The sequence below is a fragment of the Parasutterella muris genome (assembly GCF_009767915.1).
GTDB lineage: Bacteria > Pseudomonadota > Gammaproteobacteria > Burkholderiales > Burkholderiaceae_F > Parasutterella > Parasutterella muris.
Window position 1 is genome coordinate 1 of record NZ_WSRP01000035.1, and the last position, 26,700, is coordinate 26,700.

19 protein-coding genes and 4 tRNA genes are annotated in these 26,700 nt (G+C 49.6%); 12 read left to right on the plus strand and 11 right to left on the minus strand.

Annotation, left to right across the window (positions count from 1 at the left end; genetic code table 11):
* Positions 1-680: 680 nt before the first annotated feature.
* The 3 genes from E5987_RS10050 to E5987_RS10060 all read right to left on the minus strand — a co-directional run bounded on the left by E5987_RS10050 (position 681) and on the right by E5987_RS10060 (position 2,355).
* Positions 681-757: transfer RNA gene (locus E5987_RS10050), tRNA-Asp, on the minus strand.
* Positions 758-893: 136 nt separating this feature from the next.
* Positions 894-2,156 carry a M48 family metalloprotease gene (locus E5987_RS10055; RefSeq protein WP_160335957.1) on the minus strand — a complete coding sequence of 421 codons (1,263 nt, stop codon included), beginning with the start codon at positions 2,154-2,156 and terminating at the stop codon, positions 894-896.
* 122 nt (positions 2,157-2,278) lie between these two features.
* A tRNA-Asp gene (locus tag E5987_RS10060) sits at positions 2,279-2,355 on the minus strand.
* A gap of 336 nt (positions 2,356-2,691) precedes the next feature.
* Here E5987_RS10060 and E5987_RS10065 point away from each other — a divergent pair.
* From E5987_RS10065 to E5987_RS10075, 3 genes are all read left to right on the plus strand, one after another.
* On the plus strand, positions 2,692-4,101 hold the full coding sequence (locus E5987_RS10065; protein ID WP_160335958.1) for a DASS family sodium-coupled anion symporter: 1,410 nt from the start codon (positions 2,692-2,694) through the stop codon (positions 4,099-4,101).
* Between the two features lie 151 nt (positions 4,102-4,252).
* On the plus strand, positions 4,253-5,038 hold the full coding sequence (locus tag E5987_RS10070; RefSeq protein ID WP_160335959.1) for a hypothetical protein: 786 nt from the start codon (positions 4,253-4,255) through the stop codon (positions 5,036-5,038).
* Between the two features lie 70 nt (positions 5,039-5,108).
* Positions 5,109-6,326, plus strand: a complete 1,218-nt coding sequence (locus tag E5987_RS10075) for a hypothetical protein (RefSeq protein WP_160335960.1) — start codon at positions 5,109-5,111, stop codon at positions 6,324-6,326.
* 42 nt (positions 6,327-6,368) lie between these two features.
* Here the strand turns inward: E5987_RS10075 and E5987_RS13135 are convergent, their stop codons facing one another.
* From E5987_RS13135 to E5987_RS10085, 3 genes are read right to left on the minus strand one after another with little or no spacing between them, the layout of a single operon-like run.
* Complete coding sequence (locus E5987_RS13135) at positions 6,369-7,118, minus strand: peptidase dimerization domain-containing protein (RefSeq protein ID WP_237178800.1); 750 nt, start codon at positions 7,116-7,118, stop codon at positions 6,369-6,371.
* The gene (locus tag E5987_RS13140; RefSeq protein WP_237178799.1) at positions 7,108-7,683 is read right to left on the minus strand and encodes a M28 family peptidase; all 576 of its coding nucleotides are present in this window, start codon (positions 7,681-7,683) and stop codon (positions 7,108-7,110) included. Before E5987_RS13140 ends, E5987_RS13135 begins: the two co-directional genes overlap by 11 nt.
* 24 nt (positions 7,684-7,707) lie before the next feature.
* Entirely contained in the window at positions 7,708-7,953 is a 246-nt protein-coding gene (locus E5987_RS10085; RefSeq protein ID WP_288320023.1) for a sulfurtransferase TusA family protein, read from the minus strand.
* 538 nt (positions 7,954-8,491) lie between these two features.
* Between E5987_RS10085 and E5987_RS10090 the strand changes: the two genes are divergently transcribed.
* From E5987_RS10090 to E5987_RS10100, 3 genes are read left to right on the plus strand one after another with little or no spacing between them, the layout of a single operon-like run.
* Positions 8,492-9,826 carry a sodium-dependent transporter gene (locus E5987_RS10090; RefSeq protein ID WP_160335962.1) on the plus strand — a complete coding sequence of 445 codons (1,335 nt, stop codon included), beginning with the start codon at positions 8,492-8,494 and terminating at the stop codon, positions 9,824-9,826.
* A gap of 24 nt (positions 9,827-9,850) precedes the next feature.
* On the plus strand, positions 9,851-11,185 hold the full coding sequence (locus E5987_RS10095) for a sodium-dependent transporter (RefSeq protein WP_202074617.1): 1,335 nt from the start codon (positions 9,851-9,853) through the stop codon (positions 11,183-11,185).
* A 30-nt stretch (positions 11,186-11,215) separates the two neighbouring features.
* Positions 11,216-11,542: a hypothetical protein gene (locus tag E5987_RS10100; RefSeq protein WP_160335963.1), complete on the plus strand. Its 327-nt coding sequence runs from the start codon at positions 11,216-11,218 to the stop codon at positions 11,540-11,542.
* 238 nt (positions 11,543-11,780) lie between these two features.
* Here the strand turns inward: E5987_RS10100 and E5987_RS10105 are convergent, their stop codons facing one another.
* The 4 genes from E5987_RS10105 to E5987_RS10120 form a co-directional block, all read right to left on the minus strand.
* The gene (locus E5987_RS10105) at positions 11,781-15,761 is read right to left on the minus strand and encodes an autotransporter family protein (protein ID WP_160335964.1); all 3,981 of its coding nucleotides are present in this window, start codon (positions 15,759-15,761) and stop codon (positions 11,781-11,783) included.
* Positions 15,762-16,149: 388 nt separating this feature from the next.
* Positions 16,150-19,239 carry an efflux RND transporter permease subunit gene (locus tag E5987_RS10110; RefSeq protein WP_160335965.1) on the minus strand — a complete coding sequence of 1,030 codons (3,090 nt, stop codon included), beginning with the start codon at positions 19,237-19,239 and terminating at the stop codon, positions 16,150-16,152.
* The gene (locus E5987_RS10115) at positions 19,236-19,598 is read right to left on the minus strand and encodes an efflux RND transporter periplasmic adaptor subunit (protein WP_160335966.1); all 363 of its coding nucleotides are present in this window, start codon (positions 19,596-19,598) and stop codon (positions 19,236-19,238) included. Before E5987_RS10115 ends, E5987_RS10110 begins: the two co-directional genes overlap by 4 nt.
* Positions 19,547-20,350, minus strand: a complete 804-nt coding sequence (locus E5987_RS10120) for an efflux RND transporter periplasmic adaptor subunit (protein ID WP_160335967.1) — start codon at positions 20,348-20,350, stop codon at positions 19,547-19,549. Before E5987_RS10120 ends, E5987_RS10115 begins: the two co-directional genes overlap by 52 nt.
* 195 nt (positions 20,351-20,545) lie before the next feature.
* On the opposite strand from E5987_RS10120, the gene E5987_RS10125 reads away from it, so the two are divergent.
* Positions 20,546-21,379 (plus strand): AraC family transcriptional regulator, encoded by an 834-nt coding sequence (locus tag E5987_RS10125; RefSeq protein WP_160335968.1) that lies wholly within the window; start codon positions 20,546-20,548, stop codon positions 21,377-21,379.
* An 11-nt stretch (positions 21,380-21,390) separates the two neighbouring features.
* Here E5987_RS10125 and E5987_RS10130 read toward each other — a convergent pair whose 3' ends face one another.
* A complete protein-coding gene (locus tag E5987_RS10130) occupies positions 21,391-22,809 on the minus strand; it encodes a DNA recombination protein RmuC (RefSeq protein WP_160335969.1) in 1,419 nt (472 codons plus the stop codon).
* Positions 22,810-23,084: 275 nt separating this feature from the next.
* Between E5987_RS10130 and E5987_RS10135 the strand changes: the two genes are divergently transcribed.
* The 5 genes from E5987_RS10135 (at position 23,085) to E5987_RS10155 (ending at position 26,400) form a co-directional block, all read left to right on the plus strand.
* Entirely contained in the window at positions 23,085-24,491 is a 1,407-nt protein-coding gene (locus E5987_RS10135; RefSeq protein ID WP_160335970.1) for an L-serine ammonia-lyase, read from the plus strand.
* Between the two features lie 10 nt (positions 24,492-24,501).
* Complete coding sequence (locus E5987_RS10140) at positions 24,502-25,728, plus strand: YihY family inner membrane protein (RefSeq protein ID WP_160335971.1); 1,227 nt, start codon at positions 24,502-24,504, stop codon at positions 25,726-25,728.
* Positions 25,729-25,908: 180 nt separating this feature from the next.
* On the plus strand, positions 25,909-26,181 hold the full coding sequence (locus tag E5987_RS10145; RefSeq protein ID WP_160335972.1) for an HU family DNA-binding protein: 273 nt from the start codon (positions 25,909-25,911) through the stop codon (positions 26,179-26,181).
* 43 nt (positions 26,182-26,224) lie between these two features.
* Positions 26,225-26,300, plus strand: a tRNA-Val gene (locus E5987_RS10150).
* Between the two features lie 23 nt (positions 26,301-26,323).
* A tRNA-Asp gene (locus tag E5987_RS10155) sits at positions 26,324-26,400 on the plus strand.
* The last annotated feature ends 300 nt before the right edge of the window (positions 26,401-26,700 follow it).

Below are 26,700 nucleotides of genomic sequence, written 5' to 3' on the forward strand. Positions count from 1 at the left end.
GACGTAACCAGCAGGAAATCTGACGAAGAAAACTCTTTTTACTGGGACCTAATCCCCAAGAAACTAAGAGCGACGATAGAAGCTCTGAAGATAGCCGTGCCTCCAAGATTTATCACCTAGAGGGCACGGAATTCAGGTTTTAAAAAAAAGGATGAAAGGCGGTACGGGTGTCCGTTTTGGCCCCGTAAAACGACAACGGCTCAACTGATGCAACAATCGAGCCGTAGTCATACTTAGGAGAGAAAGCGATGCGACGTCGAAAATCCTCGCAATCCTCCGTAGAATATTAACACAAATAAGCCGAGAAGGATTCACCTTCAAGGTTAAAGCGGCAGTGCCTCTTGCACTGCTGGTGTTAATTATTTCGGTGGTCGCTGACAATTGGTTCCGCTAGTTGTCAGCTGCGTCTTAAATGACGTAGGAGGCCCCATAACGGGGCTTCCGGCTGTTTTCTTAGAAGGCAGTGAAAGATATCGATGACTCGGGAAATGTCGGTCTGATCTTTTGGTATAGGTTTTGCCGGATACCTTAAACGGCACGATTTCAGCTGCATGAAGACGATCAAACTCGAAATACTGTCGTCTGTTTCAGCTTTTCTTCAGGGCTTCCGGACTGACCCGCTCTGCTTGGCGATTAGACCGAAAATGGAAAAGCCCGGATAAATCCGGGCTCAGGAATTTTGGCGGAGTGGACGGGACTCGAACCCGCGACCCCCGGCGTGACAGGCCGGTATTCTAACCAACTGAACTACCACTCCATTTGTCTTCTCAACGACTCACGTCATCGAGAAAACGAGATTCTACCTTATCGAAAAATTTTCGCAACTTGAAGACGAAAAGCACTTGTAAAATTTTATTTCTTCAGTTTCAAAATTCCTGTTACCGCCCTATTCGTTATGCATTCGGAAGCCAGGAATCTCTCTGACGCGTATGCCTCGGCGCCATTCTCTGGATCGCTTTAATGCGGCAGAGTTCGTCCGGATGAGAGATATAAAAAATACTATACAGCGGATCGGCCGCAATTGACCCGGCCTTATCGGCAAACGCTTTGACTATCGCGCTGATCATAGAGTTCCAATCCAAAAGCTTGACGGAAAAACGCTCCGCATTCTCTTCCACACTCCGCATGAAGAGATTCTTGATCGGAATCAGCGGAAACATGAAGACAAATACTGCCATGCTGTATAAGACAAACGCTTCTCCATGTCCGATTCCTTCAGACGGATTTACGCCGAGCCCCTGATAGAACCAGGGCTGCTGCACCGCAAGCTCAAGAAAGAGGAAAAAGAAGAAGGAAAGGAACATAAAGATCACTGAAGCTTTGACGGCAGAGCAGTACTTGGTTCGGCCGATCTCAATGGCAATCAGCGCCTCTGTCTCTAAAGGAGTCAGCTGATCAATCAGCCGTGACTCGAGAATAATTTTTCGTGCGCTACCTAAACCCACAATCCGCACGGGCCGCGAAGCGGCAGAGCGGTCCGAAAGAAAAACACTGCCGGAAACAAATCCGGCTTTAGTGAGAAATTCATTAAGACGATCCTTCAGCGGACTCTCCGGCATTGGCCTGCCTCTAAAAGCAAGCACTTCATATAGCCAAACGGAAGCCGGTACTAAAAACGCAGATATCAGCCACGACCAAAGCCACCAGCCCTTCGTTTCTGAGTCCCACAGCGCAAATGTCACTGTTAATAAAATAAGTCCGCTCACTAAACCAATTAGGAGCGCAAGCGGCCGATTACTCAGGGCCGAGAAATACAGCCCTCCGGTTCCGCTTTGCGAAGAAACCGCAAACAGAGCGTCCACAATCAGAAAGAGCGCAGCCACTTCGAGCACAACCGCTGTCTGAGCAAAAACGCCGTCACCGAAAAATTCTGTCGTCACCGAGGCCTGCCATGGCAAAAGACCGCAGAACGAAAGAATAAAGACAAGAAGCAGAAACACGATATGCCTGATTTCATAAAGCTGATCAATCCGCAGACATTTATCCGCAGCCGATTGGTGCGCCTCAATGGAAACCTGACCGGCGAAAACGTGAGGGATCCGTCCTCTCTCCTGATTGATGAGCCGGACTTGTCTTAAATAAAGAAAAAAACTCAAGACGATATTTCCAAGAAGGAAGATCAGGAAAATCGTCTCAAAGGTAAGACCACTGTTCATTTTGACTTCCTTGAATTACTACGATTACTGAAGTCAGAAGATAGTCTTGTAAGGCGGGATCGGGCGACTTATTCACCCATTAGGAGCAATGAAAAAGCCCGGAAACCCGGGCTCTTGAATTCTGGCGGAGTGGACGGGACTCGAACCCGCGACCCCCGGCGTGACAGGCCGGTATTCTAACCAACTGAACTACCACTCCTCGCTCTAACTCTCGTTTCGAGGTGAAGCGAATTCTACAGAGATTCAAAAATCGTGCAAGTCGAAATACCCTTTTTTGAGACCCTCTGAAAGCCAAAAGCTTTTAACTTATTGAGTCATCGCTACTTTAATTCAGGTAAAAAAATGTAAACACCGTGTCAGCAAAACGATTTCTTTGCTGAACAAATGAATTGCCTGAGAATTATTCGGGATTACCCTTTGTAGAGTGTTGAAATACCAAGAGTAGGAATACAATCAGCCTTGTTACGATTTGTTAATAAACCTTAACAAATGTAATAACACTAAATCCTTATAACAACCAACAGGTAGATACAAAATGAGCAAATCCCTAAGAAGCTGGATCATCGTTTTGGCTATCGGCTTTGTGATTTGGTTTATACCGACTCCTCAAGGCCTAACGCCTAACGCATGGCATCTGTTCGCGGTCTTTGCGGCCACTATCGCCGGCTTTATTCTTCAGCCGATTTCAATGGGTGCCGTCGCTTTCATCGCATTAACTTTCTGCGCGATCACCGGCGTCCTCAAAACCGGTCAGGCCCTGATGGGCTTCGGCAACGGCACAATTTGGCTGATCGTCTGCGCCTTCTTCCTCTCCCGAGCCTTTATTAAAACCGGCTTTGGCAGAAGAATCGCGTTCCTGATCATCAAATACATCGGCCGTTCTTCCCTCTCTCTCGGCTACTCGATCGCGCTCTCCGAGCTGATCGTTTCTCCGGCGATGCCTTCGGCAACCGCACGAGGAGGCGGCGTTTTCTATCCGATCGTTCAGTCTCTTGCCAGCGCGTTCGGTTCCGAACCCGGACCCACAGCCGGCAAGATCGGTAAATACCTGATGCAGGTCGGTTATCACACTGACGCGGTCACCTGCATGATGTTCCTGACATCCATGGCCGGAAACCCGCTCTGCGTCGGCTTAGCCGCGTCTGCTGTCGGTGTTGAAATCACCTGGATGGGCTGGGCCATCGCTGCTATCGTCCCGGGTCTGATCTCCCTGTTCCTCGTCCCGCTTCTGATGCTCAAGCTTTCTCCTCCTGAAATCAAGGCAATCCCCGGTGCGCACGACCTCGCTGTCAGCGAACTGCAGAAGATGGGCCCGATGAACCTTCAGGAAAAAGTACTTGCCTTCGTCTTCGTCATGTGTCTCATCCTCTGGGCAACCGGAAGCTGGACAAAACTCGGCGCGACACCGGTCGCCATGCTTGCTGTCGCAATCATGCTGATCTGCAAAGTGCTTGACTGGAAAGACATCCTCTCCGAAAAAGGCGCTTGGGATGCTATGTTCTGGATGGGAGGCCTCGTCGCTCTGGCAACCGCCTTGGCAAAATCTGGCTTTATCGCCTGGCTCGCCAAGATGATCGGCGGCGCAATCGCTGCCGCCAACCTCGGCTGGATCACATCCTTCGTGGTCATCTCGCTGATTTACATCTACTCGCACTACTGCTTCGCTTCCGTTACAGCGCGTATTTCCGCGATGTACGCTGCATTCGTTGCAGTTGCGGCCGCCTGCGGCGTTCCGGCTCTCCTGGTCGCGATCACCTTCGGCTGCTTTGCCAACCTCCCGATCTCTCTGACCCACTACGGTAACGGCTGCGGCCCGGTCTACTTCGGCGCCGGCTACGTTTCTCAGGGTGAATGGTGGAGAAACGGCTTTATCATCACAACGGTTAACGTGGTGATTTGGCTCACCGTCGGTATGGCTTGGTGGAAGATCATCGGTCTGTACTAATCGGCTTGGCAATGCCGTGCATTGCGTAAGTCTCTGATCAAAGGGCGTCCTCGGACGCCCTTTCCTTTATTTGCGAAAGTACTCATTGGAAATTCCAATGATACGTATATACTAGAGCCTCTCATCCACAACGAGTCGACGAGAAATAACTATGAGAAAGCTTGCCGCCGCTGCCGTCTGCTGCCTGATGCTTCAGGGCTGCTCTCTACTCGGACTGGCTTCGACCGGAATCTCTGTCGCCACCCCGAAACACGGCTGGTTTGACGTCAATTCTCAGCTAACCGAACCCGATCAAATCAAAAGGCCGGAAGTTCCGCTTAACCTCTCACTTAAAACCCGTATCATCATTCAGGGACTCGATCTCGATTCCGCGGGGGTTTTAGAAAACTCCGTCGAATGGCTCTATCGGGAAGATTTAAATAAACTGCTGTCAAAACTCTTTGAATCCTCAGGGTTGGCCGTAATCAATGACAGAGGGCTCGACGGCACCGTCTTTGTAGAAATTTCCGATTCCGCGGAAGACCCGGGAACCCGCTACATTCCAATCCTTCCGACACTGCGCTGGACGGAGCGCAAGGTCGGAAAGATGAGAATCACATTTATCAATTCCTCGGATAAAAAAGTGACTTCCGGCATTCAGGAGGAAAGCGTCTTTGTCCAAAGCGGCGTGATTGCCGACGAACCCAACGCCCCCTACAAACAAAAGTCGTTTGAAATCTCACGGGCCGCCTACACCTTCCAGGGTGAATTTGTTGGTCTCGATAAGCTTGATGAACAGCTCTTTTACCGGTGTATTAAAGTTATTCAGGATAAGATTTCGCTTGATAAGTTCTTTGCCGAGCCGGACAATGTACCCAATGAGAGTCAGGCGCCCGATCCGAAGGGCGGGTGGTACAATAATTTGGGTGGAGAGGTAGCTGGAGGCGTCACGCAATAGCGGTTCATCAAAAGCCGCCGTGTCATGGACGCTCAGTCTGCCGCGTTTTTTTATATCTGCTCCGGAAGTTATGAACACCGCTCAAAAAATCGGTACCGGCGTCGTCGCCGCTGCCCTAGTCTGCTCTGCAGCATACGGATTTCTTATCCATACCCAGGCTTCGCACTTTGATCAATTCGCTGAAAATCCTTCTCGCTACCTCGGCGAGAACTTTAAAGATGTCTCAGTTGAGATCTCGAATTCTTCGATCTTCGGCCGCGAATTCATCTTAAATAAGGGTGATGTGCATTTTGGCGGCAGCGTTAGTTTCGGTCTTAAGCCGCACGCGAATATGAAGATGCTTGCGGCAAGCTCTCAGCCGCTTTTTAACGAAGCAATCAAGAGCGCCGACCCGACACTCACTGTCGATTTAAATTATCGTTTCATCCCTAAAGTGCTGGAATTTGCGTCCAAACCTTTCTCGGCCAGAGACGAATCTGCAGGCACCGCGCTTGATATCGGTAAAGTCAGTCTAAAAGCTTTGCCGGATATGGCCAGCAGTTCTGATGGAAATCTAAAATTCAATTCTGCCAATGCGGTCTTTGATATTCAAAATTTCGCGCTGCGTCTCTCGCCGACAGAGGTGATTCAGTCCGGCTCAATCACAGGCAGGCTGACTTCTCAAGGTTCCGAATCTTCAAATTTCTCAGCTGCTCTCAACGGGCTCTCTACGGTTAACGGAAAAGACACAATCAAGATTGAATCTGTCTCTTTTGACATTGCACTCACTAAAAAGCCTTCAGAAATTACGCAGATCTCTAAAATTGATCTGCAGAATCTGTCCGCACGCATCAGCGGTTTGAAATCCACAATTGAAAGCGCTAATCCTCAGATTGAGACTCATATTCCCAATGATCCGGAAATGTACGATGCGGTCACGAATCTACTTATAGGAGATGAAGCCGCAGTTTCAAGAGATGCGCTTGAACGTTTAGGTAATTCGTTCCTCAGCGGCGACGTCTGGCTGAAGCTGAATCCAACCGTCATAAAGACTAAGGCATACCAACTGAATATGTCGGGTGATCTGCGCTGGCTTCCGGATAAACCGCAGTTTGCGTCTTTGAATCTGAACCTCTTGGGCAAAGAGCCTCAGATCGGCGCGCTCGTTCAGATGTTTGTGCCGAGAAAGGCTTATACGCGTGTTGATAAGGACAAATTTGAGGCCCAGATCGTCGCCAATAAATCGCCGGATAAGATAACCGTGCTCTCAAACGGCATGCAAATCTACACCGCGCACAATCCTTTCTAAATTCTGAAATCGGCTGCCCAAGGCAGCCGATTCTTTATCTCGCTAGAGACTGTCCTGCCACTCCGCGGCGGGAGATGCCGTGTAAACAGGCAGCAGAGGCGCGGCTCCTCCGTCAATACCGATCAGTGTCAGCGCGGTCAGCAGGCAAAGCTGAGGACCTTCAAAGGAACGAACCGGCTCATACCATTCGGAGAGCGAGTGGTTGAACCCTTCCCGGCCGCCTGCGCCAAGTGTTGTTGAGGGAATTCCGATGGACATCGGCACATTTTGATCGGTTGAAGCGCTCATATAGGCGGTCATTTCGATTCCAAGCTCCTCCTGAGCGGCGCGAGCGGCCTGAAGCACAGGGCTCGTGGGCTTTTGACTGCCGGCAGGACGATAACCGATAGGCGTCACTTTGCACGTAATCTGCAGGAAAGGATCCGTGACTTTCCAGCGCGCGTTTTCCAATTGTGCGCCGAGTTCAAAGAGCGGCAGCGCCTCCTTAACCAAACGATCGAGCACCTGAGCGTCTTCGCTTCTCAAATCCACCTCGCATTCAGCATGCTCGGCGATTGCGTTAACGGAAGATCCGCCTTTCATTGTGGCAAGCGCAAAAGTGGTTCTCGACTCCTGCGGCACCTCCAGATCCGAAAGCATCGTCCCTGCCCGACAAAGCGCCTGTGTCGCGCTCGGATACTGACCGAAATTCAGGAAGCTGTGACCGCCGGGACCGGTGTATTCAATCTTATAGCGTTTAGATCCGGTGGATCCGTAAAGGATTCGTCCGGGATCAGCCCCGTCAATGACCAATACTCCGTCGATATGAATGCCGGAGCTGTAGAAAATACGCTTGACGCCGCGCAGATCGCCTTCCGCTTCCTGCCCGACCGTTCCGATAAAGAGGATGTCTCCTTCCTTTCGTTTGGACACCGGAGTTCACCAGCATACGGATCACCTGCAGCATGCAGGCGAGTCCTCGGGACGCATCCGAAATACCGGGCGCAAAAAGTTTTCCGCTCTGGCGGCGCACCGAGGTGTTCGTGCCCTCAGGGAAGCTGTTGTCCATATGCGCTGTCACGGCGCAAACCGGACCGTCAGGCTCAACGCCTTTGAAACGGGCGATAACATTCCCAACAGGATCAATCTCCGCCTCAAGACCGTAGCGTCGAATTTTCTGCGTGATTAATTCCGCTCTTTTTTGTTCCCGCATCGGAGGCGCGGGAACTTCGCAGATCTCAATCTGCTCCTCAATCGTAAAGATTTCCTTGGAGACGGCCTGCTCCAGCACTTTCTTTACTTTCGGATCATTAAGAACCGCTTGGACGGCTGCCGCAGATTCAGGAAGAAGCGGAATACGGTCGGTTAAGTGAGACATATGATTTCTCCTCTCTTATGAGAATCAGCTTTCCGATTTTCTCTGCATGAGAATTTCGTAAATCCCGTCGTTTTCACAGGAAGAAAGCATTTTATTTCCGGTCTGATCGGCAAACTGACTTAGGTCGCGGACCGCATGCGGATCGGTGGCAAGCACAAGCAGCGTCTGCCCCGGCTCCATCTTCGCCAGCGCCTTTTTAGTTTTCAGCATCGGCTTCGGACATTTCTGTCCTTTAACATCAAGCGTTTGATCAAAAGTGTTCTCAGACACAATCCGCCTCATTAATTAATGTGTATATGGAAAATTTTAGCTTTAAACGTCTTCTAAAAGCGATTTGACGGACGCTATATTACTTTTGGGCGGCAGCGGATGTCGGCAACAAGGTCAAAAAAACCTGCTCAGCTTGTGAGCAGGGTTTCCAACCAGGATAAACGGTTGTTTTTACACAACCACCTCAAACCACGTGCTCATAGTAAACCATACGCATCCTTAAATCAATAGAAATACTGACATTTTTTGCTGTTTTTATTGCCGAATCATTTTTATTCTTAGAGCATTATCCTGCCAATGATTAGTACAACTACTTATTCCATTTGAGATAAGCGACATATCACTACCTATGTACGTGATCAGAGCCGCAGTTACTGTTTTTCTGCTGTCTCTAATTTTCTAATTGCCCACGATAAAAGTATTTTTTCCTCATTTTGCGGCAATTACAGCAATTAGTAGCGGTTTTAGCGAATTTAATCCGTGTTTTCATCCATAATCGAAGATGTTTTTCACCAAAAGAAGAAATTAGGAGTAGTTAATGTCTGATGCTCGCTCCAATTGGAGCTCCAAAATAGGCTTTGTTTTAGCTGCGACCGGCTCGGCTGTCGGCCTCGGTGCTATTTGGAAATTCCCCTACATGGCAGGTGCCAACGGCGGTTCAGCTTTTATTCTGCCGTTCATCGCCATGGTACTGTTCTTCGGCGTCATTTTGATCATGGCAGAAATGATTATCGGCAGAGCCGGACGCGGCAGCGTGGTCACCAGTTTTAAACGAATCGCGGGCAAAGCCTGGATTCCGCTGGGATTTATCGGTGTGCTGACCGCCTTTGTCATTATGACCTACTACAGTACCGTAGGCGGCTGGTGTCTGACCTACCTCTTTGAAGCGATCCGCGGAAACGCCGCCTCAAGCGACCTTGCACTGCTTGAAAAAACATTCAAACTTACCGTCAGTTCTCCTGTTTCCGCAATTGTTTATCAGACAGGTTTCCTTGCCATCACTGCCGGTGTTCTGATCTTCGGTGTCAATAAGGGAATTGAAAGAATCTCCAAGATTCTTATGCCGCTTCTTTTTGTGCTGATGGTTGTCCTGATTATCCGCGGTCTTACACTGCCCGGCGCCATGGAAGGACTGAAGTTCCTCTTCTCGCCGAGATGGGACGAAGTGACGGCAAACTCTCTGCTGAATGCGATGGGCTTTACTTTCTTCTCCCTATCCGTCGGCATGGGTATTATGATTACTTACGGCTCATACATTCACCACTCGGAAGACATTCCCTCTTCAGCGATTTGGGTTGCCGTTCTGGCGTTCATCTCTTGCATTCTTGCCGGACTGATGGTTATTCCTCCCGTTATCGCCTTCGGTCTTAATCCGTCTGCGGGTCCCGGACTCACCTTTATTACAATGCCCGCAGTGTTCTCTCACATTCCTTTAGGCAATGTGTTTGCAGTCTGTTTTTACGGCTGCCTTCTTGTCGCGGCTCTGACCTCGATGATTTCCCTCTTTGAAGTTCCGCTCGCTTATCTGATGGATGAATGGAAGTTCAGCCGCAAAGGCGCTTCCTTCGCGCTTTTCGTTGCGCTGACTATCTGTTCGATCCCGGCCGCGCTGTCGATGGGACCTTGGTCTGACTATACGATCCTCGGAAAGAACATCTTTGACGCGACCGATTATCTTGCCTGCAACATTCTCATGCCGCTCAGCGCCATCTTTGTTATTGCGCTCACCGGCTGGTTCTTCTTCGACAAAACCAGTTATGAACTGAACGTCAACAAAAAGCGCTCTCCGGGCTACATGAAATTTGTACGGTTCATGCTTGCGTTTGTTGCTCCCTGCTTTATCGCAGTTGTTGCGATTTCCAACTTCCTTTAACGCTTAAATATACAAATAATAAAAATGGCACGTCCCAAAGAAAAAACGTTTACAGGAAAAGCTGGATTTATTCTTGCGAGCGTCGGAGCCGCGATTGGCCTCGGAGCGATTTGGAAATTTCCATACATGGCGGGCGCAGAAGGCGGCGCCGCTTTCCTGATTCCATATATTTTCTTTTCTTTCACGCTGGCTTTCGGCCTGCTGCTTGCCGAAATCACACTCGGCAAAGCGGGAAAAGGAGGAATTGTTACCGCTTACCGAAATCTCGGAGGCCCCTTCTGGTCAGTACTTGGATATCTGGGCATTCTGATCGGCTTTGTTGTCCTCTCGTTTTATTCTGTCGTGGGCGGCTGGTGTCTTATGTACCTGTTTGAGTCAATTGTCGGTTTTTCGGCTTCGACTCCCCAAGCGCTTGGTTCTCTTTTCGGAGAACTCTCCTCTTCGCCTTCGATCTCCGTTTGCGCTCAAGTGGGCTTCCTCGCCCTTGTCGGATTCGTTGTTGCTTTTGGCATTCGCGGCGGCATCGAACTCTGTTCCAAAATCCTGATGCCGCTGTTATTTATTTTTATGTGCATCCTGATCGTCACGGGACTTTGTCAGCCGGGCGCTTGGAAAGGCGTGGAATATCTGTTTATGCCGGACTTTTCGAAATTCAGCTGGAAGGCGCTTCTTGACGCGATGGGGCTTGTATTTTTCTCCTATTCCGTAGGTGCCGGCTGCATGGTGACCTATGGAGCCTATATTGATAAAAAGACCGACCTGATCAGTTCAACCTTCTGGATTGTCACGCTTTCGCTGCTTATTTCGCTGATGGCCGGCTTAATGATTCTTCCCGCGAATTTCGCCTTCGGCATGGATCCTGCAGCCGGTCCCGGTCTGACGTTTATCACGATGCCGGCGATCTTTTCCATGCTTCCTGCCGGACAATTTTTCGCGATCGTCTTTTTCTGCTGTTTGGTTGTTGCAGCGCTCACATCAGCCGTGTCGATGTTGGAGATTGACATTACCTGGATGGTTCAGGAACTGAAACTCAGCCGCCCTGTTGCCGTTGCTGTCTGTCTTATCTTCATGCTGATTCTAAGCGTTCCTTGCGCGCTGTCCTTCGGAGTGCTTGCCGATGTCAAATTCTTTGGCAAGACGGTATTTGATTCGGCGGACTTCTTAGTATCGAATCTCGGACTTCCGATCGGCGGCATTATCGCATGCATGCTTTGCGCCTGGACCGCGTGGGATCGGGTTCACACCGAATGGACGACTATTGCGGCCTGCCCAACTCGCGTTAAGATTATGCGGCTGATTATCGGTGTATTTTGTCCTGCGCTTGTTCTCGCGGTTCTTATTTCCGGCCTGATCAATTAGAATAAGCCAACTACATTGAAGGAAAAATAAATGGCACTACCCATTGAACAGTTATACAAGGCCAGAGATTTTGTAAATCTCAAGAACATCTCAGCAAATCATGTTGAGCTGGCTTTTAAAAATCCGATCATTGCGATGCTGGCTAAAGGCAAAGTTGCCGAAATCGCCTCGGAATGCAGCCCGGACAGCGCCTTTCATTCCTGCGAGATGAACGGCAACGACCTGACGCTTCGTTTTAATCCGGAACTTGTCAGCGAGCGTCTTCTGGCTGAAATCTTTGATGCGACTCCGGAGCGCGCCGAAGAAGCCGCAAAAGAACTTGCCGCCTACGTACTTGAGAAAACAAAGCAGGCATAGCAGTTTAGTTTCCTTTAACAAGGACGGCCTCTTTCTTCATGAGGCCGTCTTTTTTTGCGTGCTCAAAAACGAGGACGCATTTAGTTCAAACATCAGCCGCTTCGACAAATTTTTCCTGTTCGAATGCGTGAGAATGCTGCGCAAATCGCTGAGAGCAAATCTCCACCGGTTTAGTAAATGCTTAAGCGCAGAAACCGCCCGAAGGCGGTTTCTGCAAAGCTAAACAAGAAGCCGGAAATTAGAAGACATAGCGATATTTCGCCTGCAGAGCCTGGTCAATGCGGCCTTTATCGCCTGCACCAAAGCCATAGCTCACACCAAGACTATGATTTCCGCGAGTCGCTTCCAAACCAAATTTCGCGTTAAACAGTGCGGTGTTCGCAATTCGGGTTTCGATGGAATCCGAAGCCGAAGAGCCTTCAAGCGCGAAACGGTTGCTGACTTTCTTGTCACCCATGGTCGGAGAAACCGTGAGATCCAGGAACGGTTTAACCTTCGCCCCGCAGGCGGCATCGTAATTTCCTTTAACCGCGACTCCGACCGGGATCTGGAACAAATTCGCTTTTTCTGCTGAATAACGGAATCCTGCGGTGCCGAAGTTATCCAGCTTAATGTGCGAATAACGAGCTCCGATATGCGGTGTTACTGTAAACGCATCACCAATACTCAGGTCTTTTTCTACACGAACGGCTGCCGTCAGAGCCTTCGTATCGGGCTTAGCTTTAAGGCCGGCAGATCTCATATTGTTTTCAGACCGGATGTAGCCGAGAGATCCGATCACGTTAGCATACTGAGTGTTCCATGCACCGTAGAGATTCAGGCCCCTGTATTCGATCTTGTTCTTTATACCGGAGGCTTCGCCGCGGCTTCGGGCATTGCCTTTACCGAGTGAAACGGCTAAACCGGCAGCCAAACCGTTGCCCATCGCGTAATCCGCACCAAATGTGACTCCGGCAAGATCCGCTCTGTAGCCGTACTTCGAACTTCCGGCTTCGTAGGAGTTTGCGCGAGTGAAAAGACCGTCCACATTAAGCCACAGATCGACTCCGGCCTTGTCATGACTGTAGCTGGAAATCAATGAGCCATGCTGCTCAATCGTGTCGGTAACCATCGAGGATATCGTCACGGTCATTGCCTGAGCGGCACCGGCAGAGGCAAACAGCGCTCTCTGATTCATCCAGCGGGCGGCTCCTGCATAGTCACCCGCATTGATCAGCTCACGAAGAGCAGCTGCGCTTTCCGCGTTTGTAAGAAGCGCTTCGCGCGTAACGTTAGGCGCTGTCAAACCGTTATCAACTAACAGCTGTGTCGGATCGTACTGGGCAGTGATCACACCGTCCTTAAATCCGTATCCATACCACAGACCGCTGCTGCCGTAAATATTGACGTTCTCGCCAACAACGACTGAGTCCGCAAGCTTTACGCTGAGATCGTCACTGACAGTGAGTTTTTCCATTCCTGCAAGCAAAACGGAGCTTCCGTCGGCCAGATTGAGGCTAGCTCCGGTAATCGCTGTTTCACTACCGATCGCAAGCTCGTCTGTCATCTCGACAGCGAGCAGACTGTCAGCCGCAACGGAAACGACACCCGACTGACCTTCAGCAGGACTTGTCAGCGAACCGTCCACGACGATAGAGCCGTTTCCGACATTCAGAGGTTTGGCAAGGTAGAGAGCAGACTTGATACCGTTCTCTGACAGTGACAGACCCGCTTTATTCATTGCGTTCAATGCCAAATCCGCGTCCTGAGAACCGAGGACCAGAGCGGAGTTCTGTCCGACCGTGATATTGCCGCTTTCAGACATTTCGACAATTTCAATTGCGCCAAGCGCCGGTGTACCATTTTCCCAGGCCGGGTCAAGGAAAATTGAACCTGCCAAGCTGACGAATCGGCTCACGAATTTGCCAACACCCGTTAAGCTGTTTTGACCAATGCGAATGATGCCTTTGTAATCAACGACAGCGTTGTCCACTGATAGGATTGCTCCATCCTTCAGACTGACAGACGCATCTGTCTTCACAATAAAGTCGGAAGCAATCTGGAAGTTCGCCGCAGCGCCTGAATTACCTTCCACGCTGACGGATGAGCCGGCGTTAACGGTCAGAGAACCCTGAATCACACCGCCCTGAGTGCCGCTGCCGCCAATGGTGAGTTTGCCGGAATTGTCGTCGTTGCCTACGATCACGCTAACTGGCCCCTTATTTCCGGAAACCAGGTCGCCGCCGTTAGCGCCGACAATCGTAAATGTATTATCTCCTGCGGCAATCGTAATGCTCTCGCCATCTGTGACCTGAACCGATCCGACGCCGACCAGCGTTGCTGAACCACTAAATTGATCGTCAGTAATCGCGGCGTTTCCGTTAACTTTCAGCTGCGCGGACGAGACAATAGTTCCAGAGAGCAACGGCAGCGTCTCCAGAGTAACAGTTCCTCCTACTAATGTTCCATTCATCTGGATAATCGGCTTATTCGCCAACGTGTTTTTAATGTCAGCAAGGTACTGGACAGTATATTCAGCATCCGTCAGAATCAGCTTGGAATTTTCCTGAAAATCCAGTTTATCTTCATACAGAAGCGCTCCGATTTGCGTTTGGGCTGCGCTGGCGGCGTTTTCGAACACCTGAGCGCTGTTGGTCGTTACGGAGCCTTCGATGTTGAGTTTTCCAACCTGGATAATGGAAAGATCGGGCAGATTAATGTTGCCTTTTACATTGATTGCGCCCTTAGCATAGTCCGAAATACCCAGATCTTCCGAGAAAACCTGGACTGTACCGGATTCAATAGTGACATCACCAAAGAGATTCAATGTACCGTTCATCACGGAAATTGCCGAAGTGAGCATTGGATCATCAGCTGTCGCCTTAATGGTCACAGTCCCGTTAGGGCTGCCGAGATTAACCTCACCTCCCTCGATAGCAATGGATTCTGCTCCGCCTTTACCTTTGGCCACCGCTTCAAGCACAATGGATTTACCGTAAACATTGAGCTGACCTTCAGCGATATAAATATTCCAAGCGACATCCTTATCTACAAGTGCTCCGGAAATAACCGATTTCATTGTTACGGTTTTTCCTTCGCCGCCAATCGTGATTTTTTCTGAGTCGGACTCCGTATATTTACCGGTATCAAGACCAACGTTGTAGATCAGCATATCGGATTGCTCGGGAAGTTTATTCCGAGAGGCTTCAACATACAAACTGACGTTGCCGTTCAGTGTGATTTCACTGCCGTACGTATCATGATCAGAATAAAAAATACCAACGTTGCCGGCCTCGTTGTCTGCGAACGTAGTATCAAGCGAGTGGAGTGTAGATGACAGCGTCACATCTCCGTTCCAAACAACTCGTCCCCCGTCCCTCGTGAACAGTGTTTGTGAATCACGGCCGGAAACCGCGTTAATCGTAAGGACTCCGCTTCCTGTAAGACTTGAATTATCACTAACAAGAATACCGGTCGCCTGCAGTTTTTCGGCGGTTGACTCAATTCTGGTTTCCGCAGCCTTTAAGGTCAGGGATCCGCCGGAACGGGAAGAAATGCCTATGGCTTTTGAGTGATCCCCGTCCTCATCTTTATCCAAACCTGCTTCATAAGATGCGGCATCGCCCTGCATTGTGGTTTTCAGATCCAGGTTTCCGGAGACCGTTAAGGCGGACTCTCCTACATCTACGGTGATGGCTGTTGCCTCTGACCTCTCAAAGGTTCGTGCTGCAGTCAAGTCAGCAGCCAGAGCTCCTTCAATTGAAACCGCGGAGTTATTCAGGCTGATGGCGTTGAGTGACATCAAGGCGGAATTTGAGGTCAGTGTGGCATTTCCCTGCCACTGCAGTTGTGCATCTGAAAGCTTGACAATACTAAGAGTCGATCTCTGACTGGCTGAATCTGTTTTGCTGACGGAGGCATTAAATTCGTTTTTGCCACTCAGCGTTGAATTCACTACGGATAAACCGTACCAACTGTTTGATGCGTTTTCAAGATTCGCATCTGTCAGCGTAAGTCCGTTGGCTTCATTTGTATCAGCAGTGATTGTCAGAGCATTGACCGGCGCTGATAAGGAAATTGCGCCAAATACGGCCAGAGTCAGTGCTGCAGTTTTAAATCGGCTGACTCTTTGTTTTTTTGAAGAAGAAATACTAGCGATAATTTCTTTAGAGAAATTACGATTGTTTAACTCAGATCCTGATCTCAGGGATACGGGGGGGGTATGTATTTTAAATACCATTGTTTGTTGAAATAATCGCCTGAATTATATTTTTTCTGCCGTATATCTCAAGCAAAATCAGGGTAAACACTCAATAATCGTAAAATAACTCTCCTACCAAACCTGGCGCTTGACATACCTCTTCCTTCCGCAAGTGAAAAATATGTGAAGATATATTCAGTTTTCCAATAATCGCCCCTACTTAAGGCGGAGCGAAAAAAACGAAGCTCCCTTCATTATCGGCCTCATAACTGCTTTAAAGCGCCAACAATTTTAGGGAGCTTGGCGGATATCAATTTGCCTGCTCAGAAGTCAAATCCTCAGTTCAATGTGTGCTCAATAGGACTTTTCACTTTGCCACGTAAGATCTTTCGCTGAAATAAGCCGGCCGCTCTCTGTCTGCTTAACTTCATTTTTTAGCGATCAGCGCGTAAAAAACCGGTGTAAAAAACAAGCCGATAAAAGTCACACCCAGCATCCCGGCAAACACCGTCGTGCCAACCGCCTGACGCAGCTCCGATCCGTAGCCGCTCGAAAACGCCAGAGGTACCACGCCGAGAATAAACGCAAACGATGTCATCAAAATGGCTCGTAAACGAACGGCACTGGCTCGAACAATCGCGTCATACCGGCTCAATCCTTCCTGCTGAAACTGCTTGGCCATCTCAACAATCAAAATAGAATTCTTACAGGCTAATCCGATAAGCACCACAAATCCGATCTGCGCCATCAGACTGTTGCCCAGACCTCTAAGCTCAAGTCCGATAAGCCCGAACAGCAGAACCTGAGGAACAATCAAAATAATAATCAGGGGCAGCCTCAGACTTTCATACAACGCGGCCAAGGAAAGAAACACACATAAAAGACACAGACCAAAAATATATAAATTTGTGTTGTCCTCCTGCTTCTGCTCTTTAATCATTGAGGTCCACAGCAGACTAATCCCTTCCGGAAGCGTCTCGGCGGCCATCTTTTCAATCACAGAGATCGCTTCAGTACTGCTGACTCCATCAGAAATATTGCCTAGAACAAATACCGAGGGGTACATGTTATAGCGCGCAATGACCTGAGGCGCGGATGTTCGTTCGATCGAAACCACTGAACTCAGGGGAACCATCCTGCCGAGCTCATTTTTAATCCAAACACGATCTAGATCCGTTTCCAGAGAACGAAACTCAGAATCGGACTGAGCAACGACACGGAATACTCGATTTAACAAATTAAAATCGTTCACGTACACACTTCCGAATTCATACTGAATCGTATTGCTAAGTTCCTCCAAATCAATCCTCAGCATGGCGGCCTTTTCTCGGTCGATTTTTAGCTCCAGCTGCGGAGTGTCCGTTCTAAAGGAGGAAAACGCGCTTTCAATTTCCGGCGACGCGGCTAATGCTCGAATAAACTCCTGCGCCGCATCTGTAAGTTCATTCACGCCCAAACCGATTCGATCCTGAAGATAAAACTGGAAATCACCGCCGGCCCCGATACCCATAACCGCGGGCGGCGCTAAAACGTTAACGCTTGCCTCCGGTATCGCCTCGTTTAGGGTCGATCGAATCCGACTCATCATCACGCCGATCGAAAGCCCCTCTTTAATACGCTCAGGCAGTGGTTCAAGCTTTATCACCATCAGTGCGGCATTGGAAGCTTTAGATCGCGTCGCTCCGCTTTGCCCGACAATAACCATAAAATGCTGAACACCTTTGACCTTTGAGAGCGCTTCCTGAGCTTTCTTAAGCGTCTCAGCCGTCTGATTCAGGGCAATGCCCTCCGCAAGCTGAATGCTCGCGGATAAATAATTATTGTCCTGCCTCGGAATGAAACCACTAGGAACATTGGTATACAAAAACACAGTGAAGCAGCTGCAAACTGCATAAACTGCAAGCACCCACCAGCGAAGCTTCACAAGCATCCGAACAAGCTGGCTGTAGTGCTCCGAACATATACCAAAGAAATGATTAAACGCTGACGAAAACCATCCCTCTTTTTTTCGGACCGACAGAAGAGGCACACTGAGGGCGGGAGACAACGTCAGAGACACAAAAGCTGAAATAATTGTCGCAGCCGCAATGGTCAGTGCGAACTGCCGGTAAAAACTTCCGGTAATACCGCGTAAAAACGCCGTTGGAATAAATACGCAGGATAAAACCGCGGCAATACCAACCAGCGCTTTGCTAAGCTCCTTCATTGAAGCAAATCCGGCTTCCAACGGACTCATGCCGTTCCTGATCTTCGCTTCAATCGCCTCAACCACGACAATCGCGTCATCCACCACAATACCGGTCGCAAGAATCAAACCAAACAGCGTTAGATTATTAATCGTGAATCCCGAGGCTTTCATGACGATAAAGGTACCGATAATCGAAACGGGAATGGATAGAATCGGAATGAGTGAGCTTTTCCAGTTGTGCAGAAAAAGCAGAATCACCAGAACCACTAAAGCAGTCGCTTCAAAGAGCGTCTGATAGACAGATCGGATGGAGTTCTCAATAAACTCGGTATTGTCTATCGTCATATAGCAGTCCACACCGCTTGGCAGCTCCTTTTGGATCTCCTCAAGCTCGGCCCGGATCGCTTTCATTGTCGAAATCGCGTTCGCTCCGGGCGTCTGGAAAATTGCCAGACCCATAGCAGGAACTCCGTCTCGATAAAACTCTTCGTCATAGTTATAAGAAGCGAGCTCCGTGCGAGCAATATCCTTCAGATAAAGCGTTCTTCCATCTGCGCTTCTTCTGATCACGATATTGTCATACTCCTGCGGCTCCCTTAACCTTCCCTCGCCTCGGATCAGCAGTTCAAAAGCACCCGGCTGTTCCGTCATCTTCGGTGCATTAACCTTGCCCGCCAGAATATTTCGATTTTGTTCCTGTACCCGCTGCACAACTTCAGTAGGAGAAAGTCCAAGCTGCATCAGGCGATCGCTGTCAAGCCAAATTCGAATACTGTATTCTCGGCTGCCAAAGACGGTAATGTCGGAGACCCCCGAAAGCCTCGCCAATCGGTCTGCCATCTGCGAAATCGCGTAATTAGTTAAAAACAGCGTGTCACGCGTCCGATCGGTCGAATACAAATGAACGGCCGCAAGCTGATCACTAGAGCGCTTACGCACCGTAACACCGCTTCTTCTGACCGCCTCAGGCAAACGCGGCTCAGCAGCCGATACACGGTTCTGCACCAGCACCTGAGCAAGGTCGGGATTTGTTCCGTGCGCAAAATTCACCGTAATCGTCACGGTTCCGTCTGACGCCGCTTGGCTTTGCAGCTCAGTCATCGCGTCCACTCCGTTGATTGACTGCTCCAGAGGAGCAATAACGGAGTCAGACAACGCCTGGGGGGAAGCGCCGGGAAGAGACGCTGTCACAACGACAGACGGGGGAACAATCTCCGGAAACTGTGCGACCGGCAGGGACATGTAGCTAAGCAGACCGAAAAGTACAATAAATAATGAGATAACCGCGGCAAATATCGGGTTTCTAATAAAAAAGTCTGTAAATCTCATTGCGCTTTTTCCTCGATGCTGCGAAGCTTTGTCCCAATTCTCAGTTTCTGCTGAGCGCTAAGTACCACCGTGTCTTCCGGCTTCAATCCCTCCAAAATTTCTCGCTCTGAACCAAAAAGGCGCCCTACACGAACTTTTGCCTTTTGGGCTGTTCCGTCCTGGGAAGAAATCCAGACAAACCGATCTGTCAGTTCCGTCTGAACGGCCTTATCCGGAATCAGCATCAAATCTCTGCTTATCGGAAGTTCGAGTGTTACCCGACCGATTCGATTGGCCGCTAGTTCCGGGCTCGCCTTCAACTGCAGTTTTAAGGTGTATGTGAGCGTTTGCGGATCAAATGCGTTATCTGTGAAAGACAACTCTCCCGGATACCGTCGCTCTCCATCGTCAAACCACGCTTGGATCGGCGCGAATGGGGGACATTTCCAAGCACGCCGGCTCGTACGAGTTTCAGGAAAGCCTTGTCGTTAATTTTGAAATCCGCATATGCGTTCTGATCATCAATTAAAGTGGTGAGTTCAGACTGCCCCGCCTTCACTAAATTACCTTCTTTTAAAAGAATTTCTCCCAACTTGCCACTGATTGGCGCGCGAATTTGAGTGAATTCCAGATTCAAAAGCGCAGTTTCCAGCTGAGCCTTGGCCAGTGCTTCCTCGGCTTCCGCGTTTTGCATTTCAAAGCGACGGGTTTCAAGCTCTTCCTTGGAAATCGCGTTCGCCTTTACCAGTTCGAGCGCTCTTTTATATTTAGCGGCCGCATAGGTTCTTTGCGCGGCGGCCTGCCTTAATTCCGCGCGGCGAACTTCCGCCTGCGCTTCAAACGGCCTCGGATCGATCTCAAAAAGCAAATCTCCCTGCTGTACCGAGCTGCCTTCCTGTACGGAACGTTTTTTCAAATATCCGTCAACCCGGGCATTAAGCCGTACTTCATGGAACGCCCGAATAAATGCCGGAAACTCCATACGTTCAGCAATCGAATCGACTCGAGGCTTCATCATTCGAACCGCGGTAGGCTGAGGTTCTCCCCTCGGACTTGAGTCACTGCTTCGACAGCCTGAAAGCGTACTTAAAGCGGCAGCTGCCAACAGTGTGCACATCAATTTTTTATTCATTGTCATAAAAGATTTTCTCCTGATGCAATGATGGAGAAAAACACTTTTCTCGAGAAGAGACAAAACTTCCAATCTTTATGACATAAAACTACCATATATGATCATTTAATTTCTTTTCATCTAGAATATTCAGTAAGCAAATAACACAAAGATACTTCTATGAGTCTAAATAAGTTATTAGAACTAAGAGATGAAATGCTTCAGAGCGTTCCGAGCGAAGGTAGTTTTTTCGACGTTATTCCCGGACTCAGTCTGCACCGCAGGGAATGTCGGACACGTTGCGAGATCGAGAACTACCGTCCTCGTGTTGTCATCGTTGTTCAGGGGCACAAAACCGCAAAAATCGATGGAATTCATCAAAGTCTTTACTGTGCCGGTGACTGTCTCGCCGCTGGTTTTGAACTGCCCGACGGCGACCATTTCCTTGAAGGTTCCAAAGAGGTCCCTTATCTGTGCATCAGTTACGAACTCAATGAAGATTTAGTTCAGGAAATGCTGATAAAAATGGGTGCGCACATCGAGGACAAACTGGTTTCGGACGTTTCGGAAAAGGCCTCAAACGAGCTTCTGGACGTTTTTAGACGTCTGCTGATTGCCATGCGTTCACCAACGGAACGAAAATTTTTAATCCCGATTCTGGAGGAAGAGATTCATTTCCGAGTGCTCAGCGGCTCTCTCGGCTCATTCTTTCGGCAGGTCTACACGCCTGAACGGCCTTATGCCCGCGTGATGAAAGCGATTGACTTTATCCGCAAAAATTATGACCGACGGCATAACATTGAGACACTAAGCGAACTGGCCTGCATGTCTCCGACATCTTTCCATCGCCACTTCAAAGCCTTCACCGGAATCTCTCCGAAGCAGTTTCAGAAAGTTCTGAGGCTCAAAGAGGCGCAGCGGCTTATTTCCGAAGAAAAATTCAGCTGTCGAAAGGCGGCGCTTCTCGTCGGATATGAGAATCAAAGTCAGTTCAATCGAGAGTTCAAGGCGTTCTTCGGCAGAACGCCGGCCAATCCGATCAGAACCTAACCATGATTGCGTCACTGCAAACTATCCGGCAACCGTGCCGGCTTTGGCGCCTCTTCAAGCGTCAGATTCGAGTCTTCCTCGCTTTGGGAGGCGTGCGCCAATTTGCGGTTCATTTGCCGCGTGCGGACTTCCACTTGTTCAACCGTTTTAACAACCGTCTCCGCCTGAGTTCTGAGCTTATCGAGCGTGCCCTGGAACTTGCCGAATTCGGCCTGAACCGCGATAAGAATGCTCCGGATTTCCGAACTTTTTTTCTCAATCGCCAGGGTCTGGAATCCGGCTCGATACGCGCACAGCGCGCTCGCAAGGGTGGATGGGCCCATAATGTAAACGTGATAATCCCGATAGAGGCTCTCCGTCAGACCGTCGAGCGAGAGCGCTTCCGCGTACAGTCCCTCCGAAGGAATAAACATAATGGCAAAATCCGTCGTATGCGGAGGATTGATATAGGCTGAAACGGACTTCGCTTCGCGAATCAGCCCGCCTCGGATAGCTTCTTTAGCTTTCTTTAACTTTTCAGAATCACCCTCTTCCGCCGCATCCTGAAGCCGCTTGTAGTCTTCAATCGGGAACTTGGAATCAATCGGAAGAAGGCACTCCTTGCCGCCGATTCCGGGAAGCACTACGGCAAACTCAACCACCTTGCTTTTTTGATCCGCAAGCGTATGGGCATTTTTTACATACTGATCGGCCGTGAAATATTCGCTCAAGAGCGCTTCAAGCTGCACTTCTCCGAGCATGCCGCGGCTTTTTACATTGACAAGAACACGCTTGAGACCGCCCACGTCGGCCGCAAGCTCTTTCATTTCACCAAGACCTTTATAAACCTGCGTCAGCTGCTGAGACACCTGAGCAAAACTCTCGCTGACCCGACTTGTTAAAGTGCTCTGAAGCTTTTCTTCCACGGTCTCTCGAATCTTCTCAAGCTTGGTTTCATTTTCTTTGCTGATGTTTTTGAGATCTTCATCAACCCTGTGCTTGAGTTCGGCGATTGACGTGCTCAATGAACTTGTCAGCGCCTCGACTCGGCGATTCTGTTCATTGGCAAAGTTCTGAATTCTCTTATCGTTGTTTGCGAGCGATGTCGCGATCGTATCCTGCATCGCTTTCAATGCCGAAGAGGCTTCTTCACGATCTCCCTTGGCCTGACTCTGCATAGCCCGCTCAAGGTTAAGCTGAATATTCAGAAGCTTTGCGTCCATTTTGGAAAGCGTCACTGTCCTAATCTGTTCAGCTGCCAAGCTGATATCCTCCCGCCAGGCGGCTCGGGATTTCTCCGCGATACGCTCAGAATCTCTCGGAAGGCGCGCGAACGCAAAAATAAGACAAACAACACAGATTAACAGCGCTGCCGCAAGACACAGACAAAGTAAAAACAGCGCACCGGAATCCAATGAGAGTGAAGCTGCCGCAGAAGTGAAGCCGTTCATTTAATTGCAGGAAAAAATCTGATTATAGAGTGACTTCGTTACATCGACTTTTGCCGTCCGGTCTCAGCAAACTCTAATAAGAGGCGCTATTTCAGTATGATTCGCAATAGCGAAAAAAATTCCGGCTGATTATTATTGCTCTGCCAACCGATTCAGCGGCTGAGCAAGAGTGCACAGCCTCTGCGGAACATTAAACTCTGCATCACCGAATTAGGCTCGTGAAGTTCTGATCAGCTTCAGAGCGTGCAAATATTTACATATATAAAAGGACAAATATGCATATTTCCGTTTTTGACATGTACCGCATTGGTATCGGTCCTTCTTCCTCTCATACCGTCGGGCCGATGCGCGCCGGACGCAGCTTTATCCGCATGCTCCGAGAAAACAAACTTTTTGCTTCAGTGGAACACGTCAAAATCCGTCTCATGGGTTCGCTTGCCGCAACCGGCGTCGGTCACGCAACAGATCAGGCGGTTCTTTTAGGTCTCATGGGCAAGTCTCCTTCCACCGTTGACACGGATATGATTCCGACGTGGATGGACAATATTAGAAATACGCATCGGCTGATTCTTGACGACACTCGCCCTATTCAGTTCGATATCAGCACTGATATGTCCTTTGAGCCGAACGAGCTCGACCCGTACCATACCAATACAATGGTCATCAGCGCTTACGGCAGCGACGGCAATGAGCTGCTCTCTCAAAAGTATTATTCCGTCGGCGGCGGATTCATTGAAACTGAAGAAGAAGCCAAACTTAAAGAGAATTCAGGCGCGGTCTTCCCTTCCTCTAAAAATCTGACGTCTGAAAAAATTCCTTATCCGTACCAGACCGCAGACGAACTGATGGAGCTGTGCAGAAAAAACAACCTGCGGCTTGATGAGCTCATTCGAGCCAATGAAGAAGCTTCAAGAAGTTCGGAAGTGATTGACGACACGCTGGACTTGATCTGGAACGTGATGCGCTCGTGCATTGACCGCGGCCTAAACCGCAAGGGCTGTCTTCCGGGTCCGCTTAAAGTCAAACGCCGCGCCAACGCGCTCTATGAGAAACTGATTTCAAGTCCGCTCCGCGTGACAGAGGATCCGCTTCAGATTATTGACTGGATCAATGCCTATGCGCTTGCAGTCAGCGAAGAAAACGCTTCCGGAGGCCGAGTGGTCACCGCTCCGACCAACGGAGCCGCAGGCGTCATCCCGGCAGTTCTCAATTATTACAGCCACTTCATTACCGGCGCGGACAAGGAAGGAAGACACCGCTTTCTCTTAGTCGCAGGCGCGATTGGCTCGCTCTATAAGAAAAACGCCTCGATTTCCGGAGCCGAGGTCGGATGCCAGGGAGAAGTGGGTGTCGCCTGCTCCATGGCGGCTGCCGGTTTAGCTGCCGCATTGGGCGCGACAAACGAACAAATCGAGAATGCGGCTGAGATCGGCATGGAACATCATTTAGGGCTGACCTGTGATCCGGTCAGCGGTCAGGTCCAAATCCCCTGTATTGAGAGAAACGCTGTCGCCGCAGTTAAAGCGGTTAATTCCGTACGCCTTGCCATGATGGGAGACGGCTCGCACTACATCAGTCTCGATCAGGTCATCAAGACCATGATGCAGACCGGTAAAGACATGGCAAACAAATATAAGGAAACCAGCCTCGGCGGACTCGCCGTCTGCGTGGTTGAATGCTAAGGAAATAGATATGAGTCAGAAGATGCCCGCGATTATTGCCTCTCGTCCGTGGTGCGAAAAACTATGGACATTCGGCAGCTTTGTTTTTACGAGAATCGACAAAGCCAGTCTGAAGCAAGTCGCATCTTCTCTGACTCTGACGACGCTTCTGTCAATCGTGCCTGCGCTAGCCGTCATCATGGCGGCTTTTTCCGCGTTTCCTTTGTTTGCGCCCTACCGTGAGGCGTTCGAGAACTTCATGTTCTCCACGCTGCTGCCTGAGCAGTACAGCACACAGATTCTCGGCTATATCAAACAGTTTGCGAGCCAGGCGGCTGGCCTTACCGCCTTCGGTATTATCGGTTTGGCGGTGTCTGCGCTTTTATGTATCTCAACCATTGATGCGGCACTTAACTCTACGTTTGAGGTCAGAAAACTTCGAAGCGTTTGGCAGCGTGTACTGATCTATTGGGCTCTTTTAAGTCTCGGCCCGATCGCGATCGGCGTCAGCCTTGCCACTTCTTCCTATCTGACCGGCATGGCGATGACCGGGCATCTGTCTTCTGTTGCCTCCTGGCTGATTCCCATCTTTCAGCTTCTTTTCCAGGCAGTGATTCTGGCGATGTTCTACAAATACGTCCCTAACTGCAAAGTACAGTGGAAAGACGCCTTAGTGGGCGGCCTCATCATCGCTTTGGTCTTTACCGTATTTCGCTGGGCCTTCGGGATTTATGTCATGAAGGGCTCCTACACGACGATATACGGGGCATTTGCGGCGATACCGGTCCTTCTGACCTGGATGTACATCAACTGGATGTTTGTGCTTGCCGGAGCCGCGATTACCGCGATTCTGCCCATGCTGAGAGCCACCCGCTTTAAGGACTTTGACAAACCCGGCAATCAGCTGCTGTCTGCTGTAGCACTCCTTCGCATCCTTATGAAAGCCAAGCAGGATAACCGTCCTCAGATGAGCAGTATCGAACTTGCGGAAGCGATCGGAAGCTATCCGGACGCGGTCAATGCCACACTGTCCCGACTTATCTCTACGAATTATGTTGTACAGATCGGCACAGACTCCGGCTGCTCATGGGCGCTGCTTGCGGACGCGCACAGCAAAACACTGGAAGAAGCGTTTGAAGAATTTTCTGTGGATTTAAGCAATTCACTGCTGAAAGAAGGCTCTCCGATCGCGCAATGGCTCAATGCGGGTTTAAAGGACCAATGGCTTCAAACACCGATGATCAAAGTACTGAATTAATGCATCTCTTGTGTCACAAGGGCTGTATCTCGACACGGTATTTTTATAGCCATTTTGCGCGTTCTATGCATTAATGGATAACACTGATTATAAATACACAAAAAATTGAAAACTTGCAGTTTAATCCCTGCTATCATCCCACTTGTAGAGTTTTTACCCCTTTATTTTAGGAGGGCATTAATGAATAAAGCTGAACTTATTGAAGCTGTCGCAATCGAATGCGACATCACCAGACCGGCAGCTGCGAGAGCTGTTGATTCTGTTTTAGCAAACATTGAGAGAACTTTGAAAAAAGGAGACGAAGTTCGTTTGTTGGGTTTCGGCACCTTCTCGGTAGTTGAAAGAGCAGCCCGTAAAGGACGCAACCTGAAAACAAATGAAACAATTGATATCCCTGCGCGCAAAATTCCTAAGTTTGCCGCTGGCAAAAACTTAAAAGATAGTGTAGAATAGCCATTCCGTTGTTGAGGAGAACACAGTTCTCCAAACGAGAGCTGGGTGCTTAGCTCAGTTGGTAGAGCGGCGCCCTTACAAGGCGTAGGTCGGGAGTTCGAGACTCTCAGCACCCACCACAGTTTCTCGTTAGCAACTGATTGGAGTGGTAGTTCAGTTGGTTAGAATATCGGCCTGTCACGCCGAGGGTCGCGGGTTCGAGTCCCGTCCACTCCGCCAAGATTCTGAAGCCTGAGATTTGCGTCTCAGGCTTTTTTCATTTCCGCGCGAGAAGAAATTCGGCGGGGCGCCGCCGGAGAAATCTTGGTTTGTTTCGCCCCCTGCTCTCACTGAAATATTGTAGAATCTAGAGCCTCTAGCAGAGGCTCAACTTTTAATCTGAAGGCATCTTCTTTAGAAGTCTGTCTCTTCTTCGTCGTCTTCGTAGACCTGAGCCTTTTCGGGCTCTGCATCAGGAACCGGAACCCCGAGGGCTTCAAATAACATCCGTCTTTTCCCTGCGATTTCACCGAAGTAGTA

Coding starts and splice junctions, on each gene's coding strand:
- E5987_RS10055 (WP_160335957.1), bottom strand. CDS start 2,156: ATGAACAGTGGTCTTACCTTTGAGACGATTTTCCTGATCTTCCTTCTT.
- E5987_RS10065 (WP_160335958.1), top strand. CDS start 2,692: ATGAGCAAATCCCTAAGAAGCTGGATCATCGTTTTGGCTATCGGCTTT.
- E5987_RS10070 (WP_160335959.1), top strand. CDS start 4,253: ATGAGAAAGCTTGCCGCCGCTGCCGTCTGCTGCCTGATGCTTCAGGGC.
- E5987_RS10075 (WP_160335960.1), top strand. CDS start 5,109: ATGAACACCGCTCAAAAAATCGGTACCGGCGTCGTCGCCGCTGCCCTA.
- E5987_RS13140 (WP_237178799.1), bottom strand. CDS start 7,683: ATGTCTCACTTAACCGACCGTATTCCGCTTCTTCCTGAATCTGCGGCA.
- E5987_RS10090 (WP_160335962.1), top strand. CDS start 8,492: ATGTCTGATGCTCGCTCCAATTGGAGCTCCAAAATAGGCTTTGTTTTA.
- E5987_RS10095 (WP_202074617.1), top strand. CDS start 9,851: ATGGCACGTCCCAAAGAAAAAACGTTTACAGGAAAAGCTGGATTTATT.
- E5987_RS10100 (WP_160335963.1), top strand. CDS start 11,216: ATGGCACTACCCATTGAACAGTTATACAAGGCCAGAGATTTTGTAAAT.
- E5987_RS10105 (WP_160335964.1), bottom strand. CDS start 15,761: ATGGTATTTAAAATACATACCCCCCCCGTATCCCTGAGATCAGGATCT.
- E5987_RS10110 (WP_160335965.1), bottom strand. CDS start 19,239: ATGAGATTTACAGACTTTTTTATTAGAAACCCGATATTTGCCGCGGTT.
- E5987_RS10120 (WP_160335967.1), bottom strand. CDS start 20,350: ATGAATAAAAAATTGATGTGCACACTGTTGGCAGCTGCCGCTTTAAGT.
- E5987_RS10125 (WP_160335968.1), top strand. CDS start 20,546: ATGCTTCAGAGCGTTCCGAGCGAAGGTAGTTTTTTCGACGTTATTCCC.
- E5987_RS10130 (WP_160335969.1), bottom strand. CDS start 22,809: ATGAACGGCTTCACTTCTGCGGCAGCTTCACTCTCATTGGATTCCGGT.
- E5987_RS10135 (WP_160335970.1), top strand. CDS start 23,085: ATGCATATTTCCGTTTTTGACATGTACCGCATTGGTATCGGTCCTTCT.
- E5987_RS10140 (WP_160335971.1), top strand. CDS start 24,502: ATGAGTCAGAAGATGCCCGCGATTATTGCCTCTCGTCCGTGGTGCGAA.
- E5987_RS10145 (WP_160335972.1), top strand. CDS start 25,909: ATGAATAAAGCTGAACTTATTGAAGCTGTCGCAATCGAATGCGACATC.